The 14,373-nt window shown below is 47.4% G+C and carries 16 protein-coding genes and 1 tRNA gene; 5 read left to right on the forward strand and 12 right to left on the reverse strand.

Annotation, left to right across the window (positions count from 1 at the left end):
- Nucleotides 1-758: 758 nt before the first annotated feature.
- From SAR116_RS06730 to SAR116_RS06735, 3 genes are all read left to right on the forward strand, one after another.
- Nucleotides 759-1,052, forward strand: a complete 294-nt coding sequence (locus SAR116_RS06730) for a DUF1330 domain-containing protein (RefSeq protein ID WP_013046180.1) — start codon at nt 759-761, stop codon at nt 1,050-1,052.
- 1,003 nt (nt 1,053-2,055) lie between these two features.
- Nucleotides 2,056-2,193, forward strand: coding sequence for a hypothetical protein (locus tag SAR116_RS13715; protein ID WP_190275426.1), 138 nt, complete (start codon nt 2,056-2,058; stop codon nt 2,191-2,193).
- Between the two features lie 81 nt (nt 2,194-2,274).
- Nucleotides 2,275-2,757, forward strand: coding sequence for a hypothetical protein (locus SAR116_RS06735; RefSeq protein ID WP_013046181.1), 483 nt, complete (start codon nt 2,275-2,277; stop codon nt 2,755-2,757).
- A 760-nt stretch (nt 2,758-3,517) separates the two neighbouring features.
- On the opposite strand, the gene SAR116_RS06740 is transcribed toward SAR116_RS06735, so the two are convergent.
- From SAR116_RS06740 to SAR116_RS06795, 12 genes are all read right to left on the reverse strand, one after another.
- Nucleotides 3,518-4,657 carry a DUF6538 domain-containing protein gene (locus tag SAR116_RS06740; RefSeq protein ID WP_013046182.1) on the reverse strand — a complete coding sequence of 380 codons (1,140 nt, stop codon included), beginning with the start codon at nt 4,655-4,657 and terminating at the stop codon, nt 3,518-3,520.
- A 64-nt stretch (nt 4,658-4,721) separates the two neighbouring features.
- Nucleotides 4,722-4,797 (reverse strand) — tRNA-Phe (locus SAR116_RS06745).
- A gap of 153 nt (nt 4,798-4,950) precedes the next feature.
- Entirely contained in the window at nt 4,951-5,214 is a 264-nt protein-coding gene (locus SAR116_RS13270; protein WP_013046183.1) for a DNA gyrase inhibitor YacG, read from the reverse strand.
- Between the two features lie 7 nt (nt 5,215-5,221).
- The gene (locus SAR116_RS06755; RefSeq protein ID WP_013046184.1) at nt 5,222-6,553 is read right to left on the reverse strand and encodes a ribonuclease E/G; all 1,332 of its coding nucleotides are present in this window, start codon (nt 6,551-6,553) and stop codon (nt 5,222-5,224) included.
- The gene (locus SAR116_RS06760) at nt 6,550-7,194 is read right to left on the reverse strand and encodes a Maf family protein (RefSeq protein WP_013046185.1); all 645 of its coding nucleotides are present in this window, start codon (nt 7,192-7,194) and stop codon (nt 6,550-6,552) included. The genes SAR116_RS06755 and SAR116_RS06760 overlap by 4 nt, the downstream gene beginning before the upstream one ends.
- A 121-nt stretch (nt 7,195-7,315) precedes the next feature.
- Entirely contained in the window at nt 7,316-7,534 is a 219-nt protein-coding gene (gene infA / locus SAR116_RS06765; protein WP_013046186.1) for a translation initiation factor IF-1, read from the reverse strand.
- A 58-nt stretch (nt 7,535-7,592) separates the two neighbouring features.
- A complete protein-coding gene (locus tag SAR116_RS06770; protein WP_013046187.1) occupies nt 7,593-8,060 on the reverse strand; it encodes an arsenate reductase/protein-tyrosine-phosphatase family protein in 468 nt (155 codons plus the stop codon).
- Between the two features lie 26 nt (nt 8,061-8,086).
- Entirely contained in the window at nt 8,087-8,578 is a 492-nt protein-coding gene (locus tag SAR116_RS06775; protein ID WP_013046188.1) for a UPF0262 family protein, read from the reverse strand.
- 86 nt (nt 8,579-8,664) lie between these two features.
- Nucleotides 8,665-9,966 carry a histidinol dehydrogenase gene (gene hisD / locus SAR116_RS06780; RefSeq protein ID WP_013046189.1) on the reverse strand — a complete coding sequence of 434 codons (1,302 nt, stop codon included), beginning with the start codon at nt 9,964-9,966 and terminating at the stop codon, nt 8,665-8,667.
- Nucleotides 9,967-10,002: 36 nt separating this feature from the next.
- Nucleotides 10,003-10,515 carry a DUF2948 family protein gene (locus tag SAR116_RS13275; protein ID WP_013046190.1) on the reverse strand — a complete coding sequence of 171 codons (513 nt, stop codon included), beginning with the start codon at nt 10,513-10,515 and terminating at the stop codon, nt 10,003-10,005.
- A 14-nt stretch (nt 10,516-10,529) separates the two neighbouring features.
- Complete coding sequence (murA, locus tag SAR116_RS06790; RefSeq protein WP_013046191.1) at nt 10,530-11,789, reverse strand: UDP-N-acetylglucosamine 1-carboxyvinyltransferase; 1,260 nt, start codon at nt 11,787-11,789, stop codon at nt 10,530-10,532.
- Nucleotides 11,790-11,793: 4 nt separating this feature from the next.
- Nucleotides 11,794-11,994, reverse strand: coding sequence for a hypothetical protein (locus SAR116_RS06795; protein WP_013046192.1), 201 nt, complete (start codon nt 11,992-11,994; stop codon nt 11,794-11,796).
- 184 nt (nt 11,995-12,178) lie between these two features.
- On the opposite strand from SAR116_RS06795, the gene SAR116_RS06800 reads away from it, so the two are divergent.
- Both SAR116_RS06800 and SAR116_RS06805 read left to right on the forward strand, forming a co-directional pair.
- Complete coding sequence (locus tag SAR116_RS06800) at nt 12,179-12,889, forward strand: TVP38/TMEM64 family protein (RefSeq protein ID WP_013046193.1); 711 nt, start codon at nt 12,179-12,181, stop codon at nt 12,887-12,889.
- Entirely contained in the window at nt 12,889-14,325 is a 1,437-nt protein-coding gene (locus SAR116_RS06805; protein ID WP_013046194.1) for a dihydrolipoyl dehydrogenase family protein, read from the forward strand. The genes SAR116_RS06800 and SAR116_RS06805 overlap by 1 nt, the downstream gene beginning before the upstream one ends.
- Nucleotides 14,326-14,373 lie beyond the last annotated feature (48 nt).

Here is a 14,373-nt window from a genome sequence, read left to right on the forward strand (position 1 = left end):
TTCAGTAAGTCTCTAGCTACAAGGACGCCGAGTAATTCGCCACTCGTCGCATCTGTTGCCGCCAAGGATAAGCCATCTTTGATGTCGTCAAAAAAAGTAGGCCGAAGATAGGCTCTGTATTCTTCAAGATCGGTATTTAGGGCAACATGCAAAACACTTTAACTCGCAAAGTTACTGCTCGCCAAGGCAAAAGCCTTTTCGGCCAAATGCGCGTCCAGCGTCCTGATTTCCATCTGCATCATTATTAAAGGTTAGCAGATCGATCATCAAAATTACAATGTGACCCTCGAGCCCCTTTTGGCATCACTGTTTGTCTCAACGGCAAGGGAACGATTCGATCCTTATTCAATATTTAGTAGCATTTGGTTACTTTAAATACTATATCTAGAAAAGTTATCTGTTTTGCTTGACTTAAAAAAAGAACAAAGGTAGAACAAAAATAGAGGTTCGCCACTTAGTCTCCCTAACAAAAGGCAAAAAGACATGAATGATTCAACATTTGACGCCAGCAGACTTTCGATCACTAACGGCCTCTCATCCGGATATCGGAAAAAGACGAGAAATGTGCAAATGAAAGCAATGATCACGCTGCTGACTTGTGGAACTTTAGTTTACGTAATTACCAATCATATATTTTAGTCATCATAATCGGTAATTAAAGTCTCCTAACCACCAATATACGCACGCATTGGCCAAACTTTGGTTCAACGTTAACAGATCAGGTGCCGTGATACATTACTAAGATTGGAAGGTGAATAATGTCTAAAGGTTATTTGGTTGCTAACATAAGAGTCACGGACCAAGACAGGTTTCAAGAATTCTCCGGTATGGCAGGACCAGCTATTAAAAAATATGGCGGTAGGGTACTTGCACGCGGTCCCGTCGCTGACAGACTTGAAGGCGATGTTAGTGGCATTGTTATGATGATTGAGTTTGAAAGCAAAGAAGCTGCAAACACATTTTATCATAGCGAAGAGTATCAGGCCGCAAAAGCTGTAAGAGAGGAATGTTCAGATACTGATTTAATGATCGCAGAAGGCGTGTCTGATTAAATTTCAGCACTCAATTTTCCGCATCCATTTAGCCAGTATATCCACGCTACAGCCTTTACCACAGGCATGACCGATGTCTATTGTGTCCCTCTCTTAGACTATGCCTAAAGCTATCGATAACGCAGCCCTCTGGTACCCTTGGTTTAAGCCACTTAATTAAAGCCGCACTGGCGGAGTTAGCGTTGCACTTGGTCTCATTACAGTATCTTGCAAAGGCAAATTTTAGACCTCCATCAACAATCCTCAATGCCGCTTCATAAGAGCTCCCCACCAACGGAATATCTCTCTCACTAGCAATATTATCTTCAGGGATAAATATCCCGATGAAGGGATTGAGTTAGCAATACCAAGTTCTTTTGAAGCTAGGTTATAAATAGCCTTAATAGAGGACAGAACACGCCTGACGAAGTGATAAATACCAAAACGGACACGGATATATGAGGATTGATTGTACGTCATTCTGCACGACACCTGACCTGTTAGCACAATAAATGCTTATATATCAGTCATGTAGGTGAAGTAGTGGTGCCCGGGGGCGGTAGTAGATTCCCACACTAGGCACTTACATGCACAGCTACATAAGCATTACAGCCAGTTTACGTATCATTGATACACAGTCAACAGGCACACTCTGTGCGTCAGTTTGTACGTCAGTCAGAAATCTTCGGGTAATGGAATAGACCTATATATCCTTACCGTTATCAGTACAGAGTAAATGACCAGCTAAGTGCTATCTGAGTTTCGTATGAGTATAGGGTAAGTGGGTGTGTAGGTGATATTCATCTCAACCCTGAATAACAGTTATCTGTAGCAGCTAAACTGCATTAATAATCTTCATAAGACACGTATCTATCATCACTTACATGACCCATGCAGAAATCTTCTGGCAATGGAAAGAACCTACTAGAATAAAGGGGGGTAACTAAGTTGACTAGGTGCTCTTTTATGAAATACGATATCAATCACTGTGAGAATTATATTTGAGTCTTAAAAGGATTTAATCATGTCAGAAAAAGAAGAAAACAAAGAAAATGAAGAAAACGAAGGTGGAAAATTAAGTTCCGCCATAGGTTCGGGTATCAAGTATGCCATTGTAGCTACAATATTATATTATGCTGCAAAATGGTTAGGATGGGTTTAATCCTCTAAACATTTTCTTGCCGAACTGCTTTTATCATGTTTTGAATTTTAACCATTTTTCAATGTAATCAGGTAGATTTAAATGTCTTTTTTATTTGCTAAATTCATAACAGGAAAATTTCTTAGGTCTATCTTTGCTTGCACTTTCATTATGTTGCTGGGCGCTTGTGATGATGCCGCTGATGTTAGTACAACTCAAAAAATTACTATAAACGGCCAAAATATTGAAGCATCGCCCGAAATTTTTGAAACTTTGGCATCTTTAATTAAACGAGCATCATCATCGTCTAGTGGGGTTTTAAGCAGTTCAAAAGCAAGCACATCAGAAAAAGAAGAAAACCAAGATGTAACACGTGGTTCTGCTATTGGAGACTGCCACAACAGTGCCGATGCTGTGTTCCAGAAAATTTCTTCTTTAAATCATGATGGGAATATTGAACTTAATAAAAATAAATTTGAGGTAAAACTTTTTTCTTCGGTAAAATTTGACAATCTAGATTCTATATCTAACCTCGAAATATCAATAGATGGTTCAAATTGCATGGTGATGGTATCCTTTGGATAAAATAACCAAACTCAGGTTGCCACATACAAACCTCACATAGATTCTCTGAGCCAGTGCAGTGTATAAGTGGTTTAGAATGATGCCAGAGGCTATCAGTGAACCCTGTTCAGCTGTTAATGGCATGTCTGTGATGCAATGTTTCCTGCGATGCCGAAAACTCATGGATGTTGGTTTTTGGGCAAGGGATTGGTTACCTAACTCCGACACCTAATCTGTGAAACATCACCTGTATAATATGAACGTAACCGTGCATGGTTCCTGCCTACCCATTTAATAAATACGCGTATCTGTGGTAGGTTCTTTCCATTGCCAGAAGATTTCTGCATGGGTCATGTAAGTGATGATAGATACGTGTCTTATGAAGATTATTAATGCAGTTTAGCTGCTACAGATAACTGTTATTCAGGGTTGAGATGAATATCACCTACACACCCACTTACCCTATACTCATACGAAACTCAGATAGCACTTAGCTGGTCATTTACTCTGTACTGATAACGGTAAGGATATATAGGTCTATTCCATTACCCGAAGATTTCTGACTGACGTACAAACTGACGCACAGAGTGTGCCTGTTGACTGTGTATCAATGATACGTAAACTGGCTGTAATGCTTATGTAGCTGTGCATGTAAGTGCCTAGTGTGGGAATCTACTACCGCCCCCGGGCACCACTTTCCTGAAAAACAGCCATGTAAATCACCTTAATTCAAGCAGTTAACTGTTTCACTGCTAATTAGGGTAGGTCGTAGTGAGTATATCTACTCTTCCATCAACTTCATCCACTTAGCCAATACAGGCAGTTCATAGCCTTTACCATAGGATGAACCAATAGAGGATAATGACCATCCTCCTATCTGGTCGATAATATCTGATGGACATTCAACAGCACGAAGCCTATCTCTCATAGAATGTCGAAGACTATGTACAACTGTATGTTCAGTGACTCTTGGCTTCATCCACTTGTTCAGTGCCGCACTGGCTGAGTTGGCATTGCATGTCTGGCCATCACAATAGCGCGGAAAGGCATAGCTACTATCAGACTCTTGTAGCCTTTGCGCCGCCCACAGAGACGCACCAACCAGTGGTATATGTCTCGCACTGCTCTTGGTCTTCAAACGTCTCCATGAGTGCGCTTTGAGGTCTATATATGGCACAGGAGTATCAAGGATGATGTCGTCCTTATTTAGTCCTGCCGCTTCTGCTAGGCGCATTCCGGTGTCACTGATAAGAGCAAGTAGCCAACGCATCTCATCATCCTCACGCTTACAGGCATGTTGCAACTCTATCAGCTTGTCTTGCGGTATTGGTTGCCTGTCTTGGCTGTCGTCTCTTTCTGGCATGTAGGTCTTGGCAAACCCATTAGCACCTTCAATGCCATGCTCTTGCATCACAAGATTAATGATTGACCTGATTGACCCAAAGATGCGTTTGACACTGCCAACAGCAAGACCTTTATCAAATAGGTAATCACGGAATGCTGATGCGTCAGATGATGAGTATGACGTGATGGCTCTATTGCCCAATGCTTCTGCTACATATTTGCCATTACGTTTAGCGGCACGAATGAATGTGGGTGTCTGCTTGTGTGATTTGAGGCGAAGGTAAATATCAACAGCCTCCATCATCGTTGGGCTGTCATCCACGACATCATCTTTATCATCAATGACCAGATGTAATGCTGGTACATCCATCTTCTGCAATCTTAGCCCATGCCAGTAATCATTTAATCGCTGGCTAATAGACTGGGCAGAACGAGTGGCTGTTTTAGCTGATTTGGTACGAAGGCTGATACTGACTCTATCACTGCGGTAATGCTGTTTAACATCAGCAGGAACACGCCTGACGAAGTGATAGACACCAAAACGGACACGTATATATGAGGATTGATTGTACGTCATTTTGTACGTCACCTGACCTGTTAGCACAATAAATGCTTATATATCAGTCATGTAGGTGAAGTAGTGGTGCCCGGGGGCGGACTCGAACCACCGACACGCGGATTTTCAGTCCGCTGCTCTACCAACTGAGCTACCCGGGCCTTAGCATCATCTCGGTAGGTATCGTCAGATACCCATCATCTGAAATGGTGATCAATGGTAAGACGCACTGATGCGTGATCACTTTAGCTTCAACGGATATAACGACCTTGCAAGGCGGTGTCCAGCCTCAATTGACCAAATGAAACAGTCTTTTACCCTTCGTCATCATTTCCATCTTCATGATCGAAGCGTCTGCTTCGCCCTGTACCATCGGCTTCGGCCTCGGCGATCAACGCATCTATAATCGTATCGTCTGCTGCATCAACCGCTGGGATTGCGTATTTACCCTGAAACCAGCGCCCAAGATCAATATCAGCACAGCGTGATGAACAAAACGGCCGCGCCGCATTACTGGCCATATCGCCACAGGTCGGACATTTAACCGGCTTCAAATTTGATTTCGACGATGCAGACATAACGGCCTCAATTCAGGATATAAGCTGGCGCATCTGGCGCAAGGTCTGACAAAACTACAGGACGAAGCGGTCTGTCAAGCGCCGTGCAGGCGGGCGCCCCTTGCTCTGCTAACCATTTGGATACTGGCGCTGAAACTGCCAACTCAACCACGGCTGGCACCGGAGATGAAGCGATACGATGCGACGCAAGCCTTAAGCCAGCAAGTGCCGTTTGGGCAATGCGGTCAGCCATAATATCAGCTAGGCTTTGTTCACCATATGGCACACGCATTTCCAACAAACCACCGCGGGTAAATCCCAGAATTTCAGGGGCGCGCGAATCATCGGCGCAAGCATCGGCAAACCGCGTTAGAAAGGCCTTTCCCGCTTTACTGCCAAGGCGGGGCAAATCAATACATAATGCACCCCCCATTGCCCGCAAACGTATCTGACGGGTCATTTCGGGTATGGCGACCATCGCTAGGCTTTGCAGCATATCACCAGCTTTAGGGTTGTTATAACCGGCGCTATCCAGATCAATCGCCCATAAAGCATGTGTACGCTGACACCATAAGCACCCGCCTTGCGGCAATGGCACCCTTGCCTGCAGCGCATTATCAATCACCTCATCCAGCGTCGCAGCAAGATGCTGACTCGCGGCCGGGTCTGGCAGTTTAATCAGCTCGGCATCAGGGGCGTAGCGTGCAATCTGTTCAGCTAGAGTACCTGCGTCATGGATTACACGCGGGGACCGTGCCACATCTATCTGGTCAGATGTCAGCTGCGCTCCCATCTGCCAGGCATGAAGCAATGTTTTCACCGCATCTTCCATCGCATCTAAAGACAGCGCACTGGCAGCCCCGCGGATAATAAAGCCAAAATCATGCGGCAGAACCGCCTTGATCATTGACTCTATCGCATCACCAAAATCAGATGATGAAAATCTTTTCGAACGGAAAACACCACTACTTCCTGGCAGTAAAATACCGTAACGCGACACCAGACGCGCTCCAAGAACAGCCTGCCATGCCTTATCTTCGCGCGGGGCGGCGGTGATGGTTATAGGCCGCACATCGCCAGGTTTTAGCCGGTCTTTTGCCCGTAATCGCACGCTTACAGACGTATCATCATATAAACGCGCTGTGGCACGATTCTGAGTGGTGAAAACCTGTTCGACACGTGCGAGATGCACTGTACCTAGGAAAGTTGGTACGTCCCAACGGCGATGCCATATTTCATAGATGGAATCAGGTGTTACCGCATAGTCATCCAAGACCCCCTTGGGTTTTCCGCAGATGAACGCAACACGCGTTTGCCCTGGTGCCTCGTCAACATATATATGGGTGACCAGACCTGTCATGTCATATCCGGTATTTGCATGACATCAAAACCCTGCCCACCCAGCATAGCCGCTATATCAAACAAGCTAAAACCAACGATATTGGAATAGGATCCGCTAATTTGCTGGATAAATATGGCGGCCATACCCTGGATGGCATAACCACCTGCTTTACCTTGCCATTCGTTAGTAGCGATATAATTGTCAATATCATCTGGCCCAAGCGTGCGAAAGCGCACCATACTTGTAACCAAACGGGTGCGCAAATGACCATCTGGTGAGATCAGCGCAATACCACCATAAACGCGATGGCGTCGTCCTGACAGCAAGGAAAGACAAGTACGGGCCGTCACTGGATCCTCGGTTTTGGGTAAAATGCGCTGGCCACATGCGACCACAGTGTCACCAGCCAGAATAAATTTATCAGCCGTTTCAGCATTCTGATTACGGGCTTTGAGCGCTTTTTCCGCTGCCATACGCACGGCATAAGGTTGAGGCTTTTCTCGTTTGTGCGGGGTTTCGTCAATATCGGCAACCATGATTGCCGGTGATAGCCCAATCTGGGCCAGTAACTCACGTCGGCGCGGCGAGGCCGATGCCAACACAAGCTGGCTATCATGCCCTATCACTTTTTTATTATGAGGTTTCTGTTTGGTGGCCATCGCGCACGACTTCCTAATATGGGCACTTTAATATCACGCTTAACCCAAGCATAACATAAAGCGGCAATATCATGCGTTTTACAACACCATGCCCATAAATGTGCGGGCCAGTTCCAGAAGTTTACTTGAAACGAAAGGTTATGCGCCCTTTGCTGAGGTCATATGGGGTCATTTCAACATTAACCCTATCACCCGCAAGCACACGAATACGGTTTTTCCGCATCTTGCCACTAGTATGGGCAAGCACTTCATGATCATTGTCAAGCTTCACCCGAAACATTGCGTTGGGTAACAGTTCTGCGACTGTTCCTGAAAATTCAATTACGCCTTCTTTGGCCATGTGACCCTTTTCCATAGCTGATTAGTTGCAATAGAGATGCGCAAAAAAGCGGGAAAGGTCAAGCTTTTCCTGTAATTTTCGTATCAAGGTAAATGCCAAGCTTAGCCGCAATGTCATCGCGCACCGCGCGATAAGCTACCAAACGCTCTTCGCGGCTGCCTTGCAAATCAGCCAGATCATCTACCGGCCAGTATAATGTTTCACAATCTACATTGCGTACCCGTTCCTGGGCGGCCTTGTCGGCCTCTTTGGAAAAGGAAATAATCACGTCATAAAACTCACAATCCAGATCAGCGAATGATTTAGGCACATGCGCGGCCATATCAATATCAATTTCCTGCATAACCGCCATTGCAAATCCATCTGGTGCCCCAGGTCGCACACCACAGGAGTCGGTAAAAATCTTGCCCGGAAAGGTTGATTTCACCATCGCTTCGGCCATGGCTGAGCGTACTGCATTCAGGTTACAAGCAAATAGGATCGCACCAATCGATCCTGTAGCCTTTTTTACATATTCATCACTCATCTAATTAGCCTATTCTGCGTTTGGATTTATCTTGTTTGCAACACACAAATCAATGTGAAAAGGCGGCGGGCCGTGTCGAAATCGGTTTCGACTTTACCATTAAGCCGCGTTTGTAAAATTTCAGAGCCTTCATTATGCAAGGCGCGCCGCCCCATATCGATAGCTTGAATTTGTGATGGTGATTTTGTCCGGATCGCATCATAATATGTATCACAGACGGTGAAATAGTCACGCATGACCCGTCGCATTGGCCCAAGCGCCATAAAAAATTGTGCCAGATTTTGCTCGTTAGCATCACGAATATCAAAATTGATATGCCGCCCTTCAAGGCGAAGATAAAGATGAAAAGGCCCTGTATGTTCGGGCAAATCAAAGACATTATCCTCAATGATATCATAAATCGCAATTGCGCGCTCCTGCTCGGCTTCGGCGCTGCGGCGCGGGGCATCGGCCTCGTCAAGTTCGATTTTGACAAGTCGGCGTGCCTGATCACTCTCATGTCCATCATTATTGGACATTGCTTCCCCTCATTAATGAACGCGCACAATAAACGCTCAAAGACCAGATTATGATAATCGCGCGACCAGTCTAGTATAATCGCCAATTATACGGGCTTTGTCATCCGGATCGTCATCGACAAAGCATGTGCGCCGAGCCCTTCGGCATTGGCAAGTTTTACACCTGCTGGGGCGATTTTGGCAAAGCTTGCCGCATCACACCCTACCAAAGTTGTACGCTTCATGAAATCAACCACACCAAGACCAGACGAAAATTTTGCCGTGCGCGCTGTGGGCAACACATGATTGGGGCCAGCAACATAATCGCCAATTGCTTCAGGCGTGTAACGACCAAGGAAAATAGCGCCAGCATGGCGAATGTCTCCAGCCCATTTCTCGGGATCATCCAGCGCTAGCTCCAGATGCTCGGCGGCAATACGGTTGGCAAGTTCAGGCATCTTTGCCATATCAGGCACAGTGATAATAGCACCATTATCCGCCCATGATTGGCTTGCTACTGCCACCCGGTCCAGACGGGGCAGCATAGCCGCAACGGCGGCGTCAACAGCGTCGGCAAAATCCGCATCATCAGTGATCATGATCGATTGAGCCGCTTCGTCATGCTCGGCCTGGGACAATAAATCAGCCGCAATCCATTCAGGATCATTCTGAGCATCGGCAATCACCAGAATTTCCGATGGCCCTGCGATAGAATCGATACCAACCGTTCCAAAGACCTGCCGCTTTGCCGTGGCCACAAAGGCATTGCCAGGCCCAACAATTTTATCAACCGGCGCAATGCTCTGGGTACCATAGGCCAATGCCGCAACCGCCTGCGCGCCACCAATACGCCAAACCTCGGTTACATCAGCCAGCGCTGCTGCTGCCAGCACCAATGGATTAACATAACCATCGGGTGCGGGCACAACCATGACGCGGCGCTCAACACCAGCAACCGCCGCCGGAATGGCGTTCATAAGAACCGATGATGGATAGGCCGCTTTTCCACCAGGCACATAAAGCCCTGCGGCATCAACAGGCGTATAACGCATCGCCAGCGCAACCCCATCATCATCAAGGCCGCCAAAACCATCCGGCACCTGTTTTTCATGAAACGCACGGATACGATCACATGCCGTCACCAGCGCGGCGCGCAATGTTGGATCCAACTCATCAAGTGCTGATTGCATCTCAGCTTTTGAAATCGCCAGCGCGGCAACATTATCTTGTTGGAAATGGTCAAACTGTGCCGTTAGATCAAGTAAGGCTGCATCACCTTCATTGCGCACACGCGCCAGAATAGACGCGACAATATCAGCAACATCCTGATCTGACTCGCGTTTGCTATCAAGCAATGCGGCAAATTGTGGCTCAAAATCAGCCTGATTGAAATCCAGCCTAGCTGTCATGATTGTTTCAACTCTCTTCTGTTCCTAAAACCCACCCTAAGCAGAGTCGTGCCAAGGATGCACTGCCGTGGGACGGGTGAGGTCAATATCCTCGGCGATAACGTCAATATCCTGAACTGATAATTTTATCGTTGTATTACCTGAAAACAACAAACTTATAGTCCATTTCGCCAGATTTGCACTCTGCTTTTCCGCCGCAGCCTGAAACGGTTCAACGTGAAGCGCCAGAAGACTTAGCAGGCTACCCTGTCGATTAGCTGGCATACCGCTTTGTTGCACCTGTTCAACATTGAAAATCTGCAATCCAGATAGCACCCGTTCATAGACAACACCGCCATCTTCAAGCGTCACACCCTCTGCTGGCGGGCGCTCCCAGCAAAACCGATTTGCAACAAGTACAAAGCGTTTATTTGCCTTATCGATATGCATATCACTACCGGGAATGATGGCGTCCTGAAACAATGATGACAAAACCGCCAGATCATCAGTATCCTGCGCCCGAAGCCGCAAATTGCTATTGATGCTTTTCGTAGTCTTGTTGTCACTCATACCAGTTTGGCCTATCAGTCTGTTTCTGATTTTCGGATAATTTGCGCACCGCAATTGCCGAGCTTTGTTTCCAGCTGGCTGTAACCACGATCAAGATGATAAATACGGCTAACCTTGCTTGTTCCGATGGTGGCTAAAGCAGCTAGAACCAAAGATACCGACGCCCGCAAATCAGTTGCCATTACAGGTGCAGGCGTCAGGGTTTCACGCCCCCGAACTACCGCTAGCCCGCCATCAACTCTAATATCAGCACCCATACGAACAAGTTCCGGCACATGCATGAAACGATTTTCAAAAATCGTTTCGGATATACGCGATGATCCGTCAGCCACACACATCATCGCCATAAATTGTGCCTGAAGATCAGTCGGAAAGCCTGGAAATGGATCCGTTACAATATCAACTGAGCGCATCCGTTTATCAGCGCGAACATTGATATAATCAGTCCCCACTTCAATATCGGCACCAGCTTCACGCAACACCATAATCAGCGCATCCAAATGTTTTGGTAATGCGCCTTGCAACCGCAGATCACCCTCGGTCATCGCTGCCGCTATGGCAAAAGTCCCAGCCTCAATACGATCGGCAACAACAGCATGTCTCGCCACGCCAAGACTGGCAACACCTTCAATCACAATGGTGTCGGTGCCAGCTCCGGTGATCTGTGCGCCCATTGCGTTCAGACAATTGGCCAGATCGATGATTTCTGGTTCACGCGCAACATTTACCAATTCAGACGTGCCATCGGCGAGAGCCGCCGCCATCATGGCATTCTCGGTTGCGCCAACCGAGACCATTGGAAAAACGACGCGTGCGCCTTTCAGGCCTTTTGACGAACGTGCCTGAATATAGCCATCGGCTAGCTCGACCACCGCGCCAAGTGCCTGCATCGCGCGTATATGAAGATCAACAGGCCGTGTTCCAATCGCACATCCACCTGGCAAAGACACGCGCGCTTCACCAAATCGTGCCAGCAACGGCCCTAGCACCAATATTGAAGCCCGCATTTTACGAACCAGATCATAAGGCGCATCAAAGTTATCTGCCACCCCCGCCAAGGTCACAGTCTCGCCATCACGCGCAACATCAAGCCCATGATGCCGCAGCAAATCTTCCATCAAAATAGTGTCAGCAAGGTTTGGCACATTATCGAGTGTTAGAGTTTCTGATGTCATCAACCCTGCCGCAAGCAAAGGTAGCGCCGCATTTTTGGCACCGCTGATTTTGATATCACCTATCAGCGGAACTCCGCCGGCAATTTCTAAGTAATCCACCAAGCTACCCTTTCATATCCGATTCAGCATCAGACGACTGTCTATCATCCGAGATAGTGTTATGTGACGACGCCTTAGCCGTGTCGCCGCTATGTGCCCGCGCCCGTGCTTGCGCCTTACGCCGGAACAGATTTTCCCTAAGCGCCGACGCCAACCGCTCGTCTGCATTTGACGCGGTTGATTTTGACCTTTCACGATCTGACATGTGATTACTCATTCACTTTCAATCTCAGTATTGCCCATAACGGTATTTGCCATCACCGTTAACCATGTCTAGAGTTTGTGGCAGTATTTTGATGTTTGCAAGATACGCCAAAAGTTTCAAAGAATTATTGCGTTATGTATAGGCATAGTTTGGCACTAAATCCACCTAATTGCAGGACAGATACATGGCATTCATTCGTAAATATGCGCTTCCGGTAACGTTGGTCAGCGGCCTGATACTGTTTTTTGTGACCGGTACGCACAAACTGGTAAGTTGGGAAACAATCAGCAACAATTACAGTCTGCTAAAACAGTTTGCCAATGATCAGGTTCTGACAAGCTATGCAATGTTCCTTTTGCTTTATGTGATTGTAGTGGCTTTTTCATTGCCTATAGCCTTGCCTTTGACGCTTACTGGCGGCGCGCTTTTGGGCTGGCCAGCCGGCATAGTGATTATTTTTGCGGCCACCATGGGGGCTGGTATCGTTTTTATGGCCGCGCGCACGGTTTTTAGTGATGTTTTGCGTGACAAAGCTGGGCCATTTATAGCGCGGCTTGAATCTGGCTTTAATGAAAATGCCTTTAACTATCTACTGGCGTTAAGACTAATCCCTGCTGCCCCCTTCTGGGTGGTAAATATCATTCCCGGGCTGACAAAAATGAAACTGTCATCTTTTTTATTGGCTACCTTTATTGGTATCATTCCGGGCACTATGGTGTTTGTGTCGGTTGGCCGGGGGTTTGACACCATTCTGGCTTCGGGCCAGACACCTGACCTATCGGTGTTATCATCGCCATCAATTCTGATTGCCTTGGGCGGGCTTGGCGCCCTAGCCTTGATGCCTGTCATCTATAAACGGGTCACCCAATCCCGCAAAGCATCTGAGACAAAATAATGAAGACAATAAAAGCCGATATCGTGATCATTGGTGCTGGGTCAGGCGGGCTTAGTCTGGCCGCAGGCGCGGCGCAAATGGGCGCGCATGTGGTGCTGTTTGAAGGTAGCGCCATGGGCGGTGATTGTCTGAATAGCGGCTGTGTGCCGTCCAAGGCTCTATTGGCAGCTGGTAAAGCGGCACATAATGCGCATAGCAAAGCCAATTTCGGCGTTCATGTTGCCGACACGAAAATCGATTTTGCCGCCGCCAAGGATTATGTCGATACGGTGATTGGCACCATTGCCCCGCATGACTCTGTAGCGCGGTTTACCAGTCTTGGCGTTACGGTCATCAGCGAATTTGCCCGCTTCAAAACGGCCCATATTGTGGTGTCGGACACATATGAAGTCACCGCAAAATATATTGTTATTGCCACCGGATCGACAGCATCTGTGCCGCCAATTTCTGGGCTTGATAGCGTCCCTTACTATACCAATGAAACGATTTTTACCGACCACGACAAGCCTGATCACCTTGTTATCATCGGCGGTGGGCCAATTGGCATTGAAATGGCACAAGCACATTGCCGCCTTGGTGTCAAAGTGACCATTATTGAAGCATTGGCCGTCATGGCACGCGATGATCAAGAGCTTGTCAGCATCTTAAAAAACCAGCTCATAAACGAAGGTGTCACCATTATCGAGGGTGCTGGCGTCACCAAAATCACCCAAACCACCAATTCAGTCGCGCAAAATAACGAGAATATTAATGTGCAACTGGCAGACGGGCAGGTTCTTCATGCCAGTCACCTGCTGGTTGCGGCAGGACGCCGTCCGGCACTTGAACGGCTTGATCTTGACGCGGCAGGGATTAAGCACAACCGCGCAGGCATCATCACTGACGAAAGATTACGTGCGAATAAGAAACATATATTCGCGATAGGTGACGTTGCCGGACGTCAGCAATTTACGCATATCGCTGGCTATCATGCTGGTATTGTGATCCGCAATATCCTGTTCAAGCTACCTGCCAAAATCGATGATAAAGCGATTCCTTGGGTGACCTATTGTGATCCCGAATTAGCCCATGTGGGGTTAACCACCGATGAAGCGCACGCCAGATTTGGTGCCGACCGGATACGTGTTCTTAAAGCCCCCCTATCAGGAAATGATCGGGCTATAGCCGAATCACGCACCGAAGGCATGGTCAAAGTCATCACCCACAAAAAGGGGCATATTCTGGGGGCATCGATACTGGCACCTAACGCAGGTGAGATGATTCTGGCTTGGGCGGTGGCGATCACTGCTGGGCAAAAAATTGGCACAATGGCTAGCGTGATTGCACCCTATCCCACCTATGGCGATGCCAGCAAACGCGCAGCAGGTAGCTTTTTTACTGACAAATTGTTTAGTCCCCGCATGCGCCGTATTGTTCAATTCTTGATGAAATTCTGACACCGTCTGTAGCAATCTGGCGGCTAGGAAGCCATCATGAGCGTGCAT

This window comes from Candidatus Puniceispirillum marinum IMCC1322 (assembly GCF_000024465.1).
GTDB classification, from domain to species: Bacteria; Pseudomonadota; Alphaproteobacteria; order Puniceispirillales; family Puniceispirillaceae; genus Puniceispirillum; species Puniceispirillum marinum.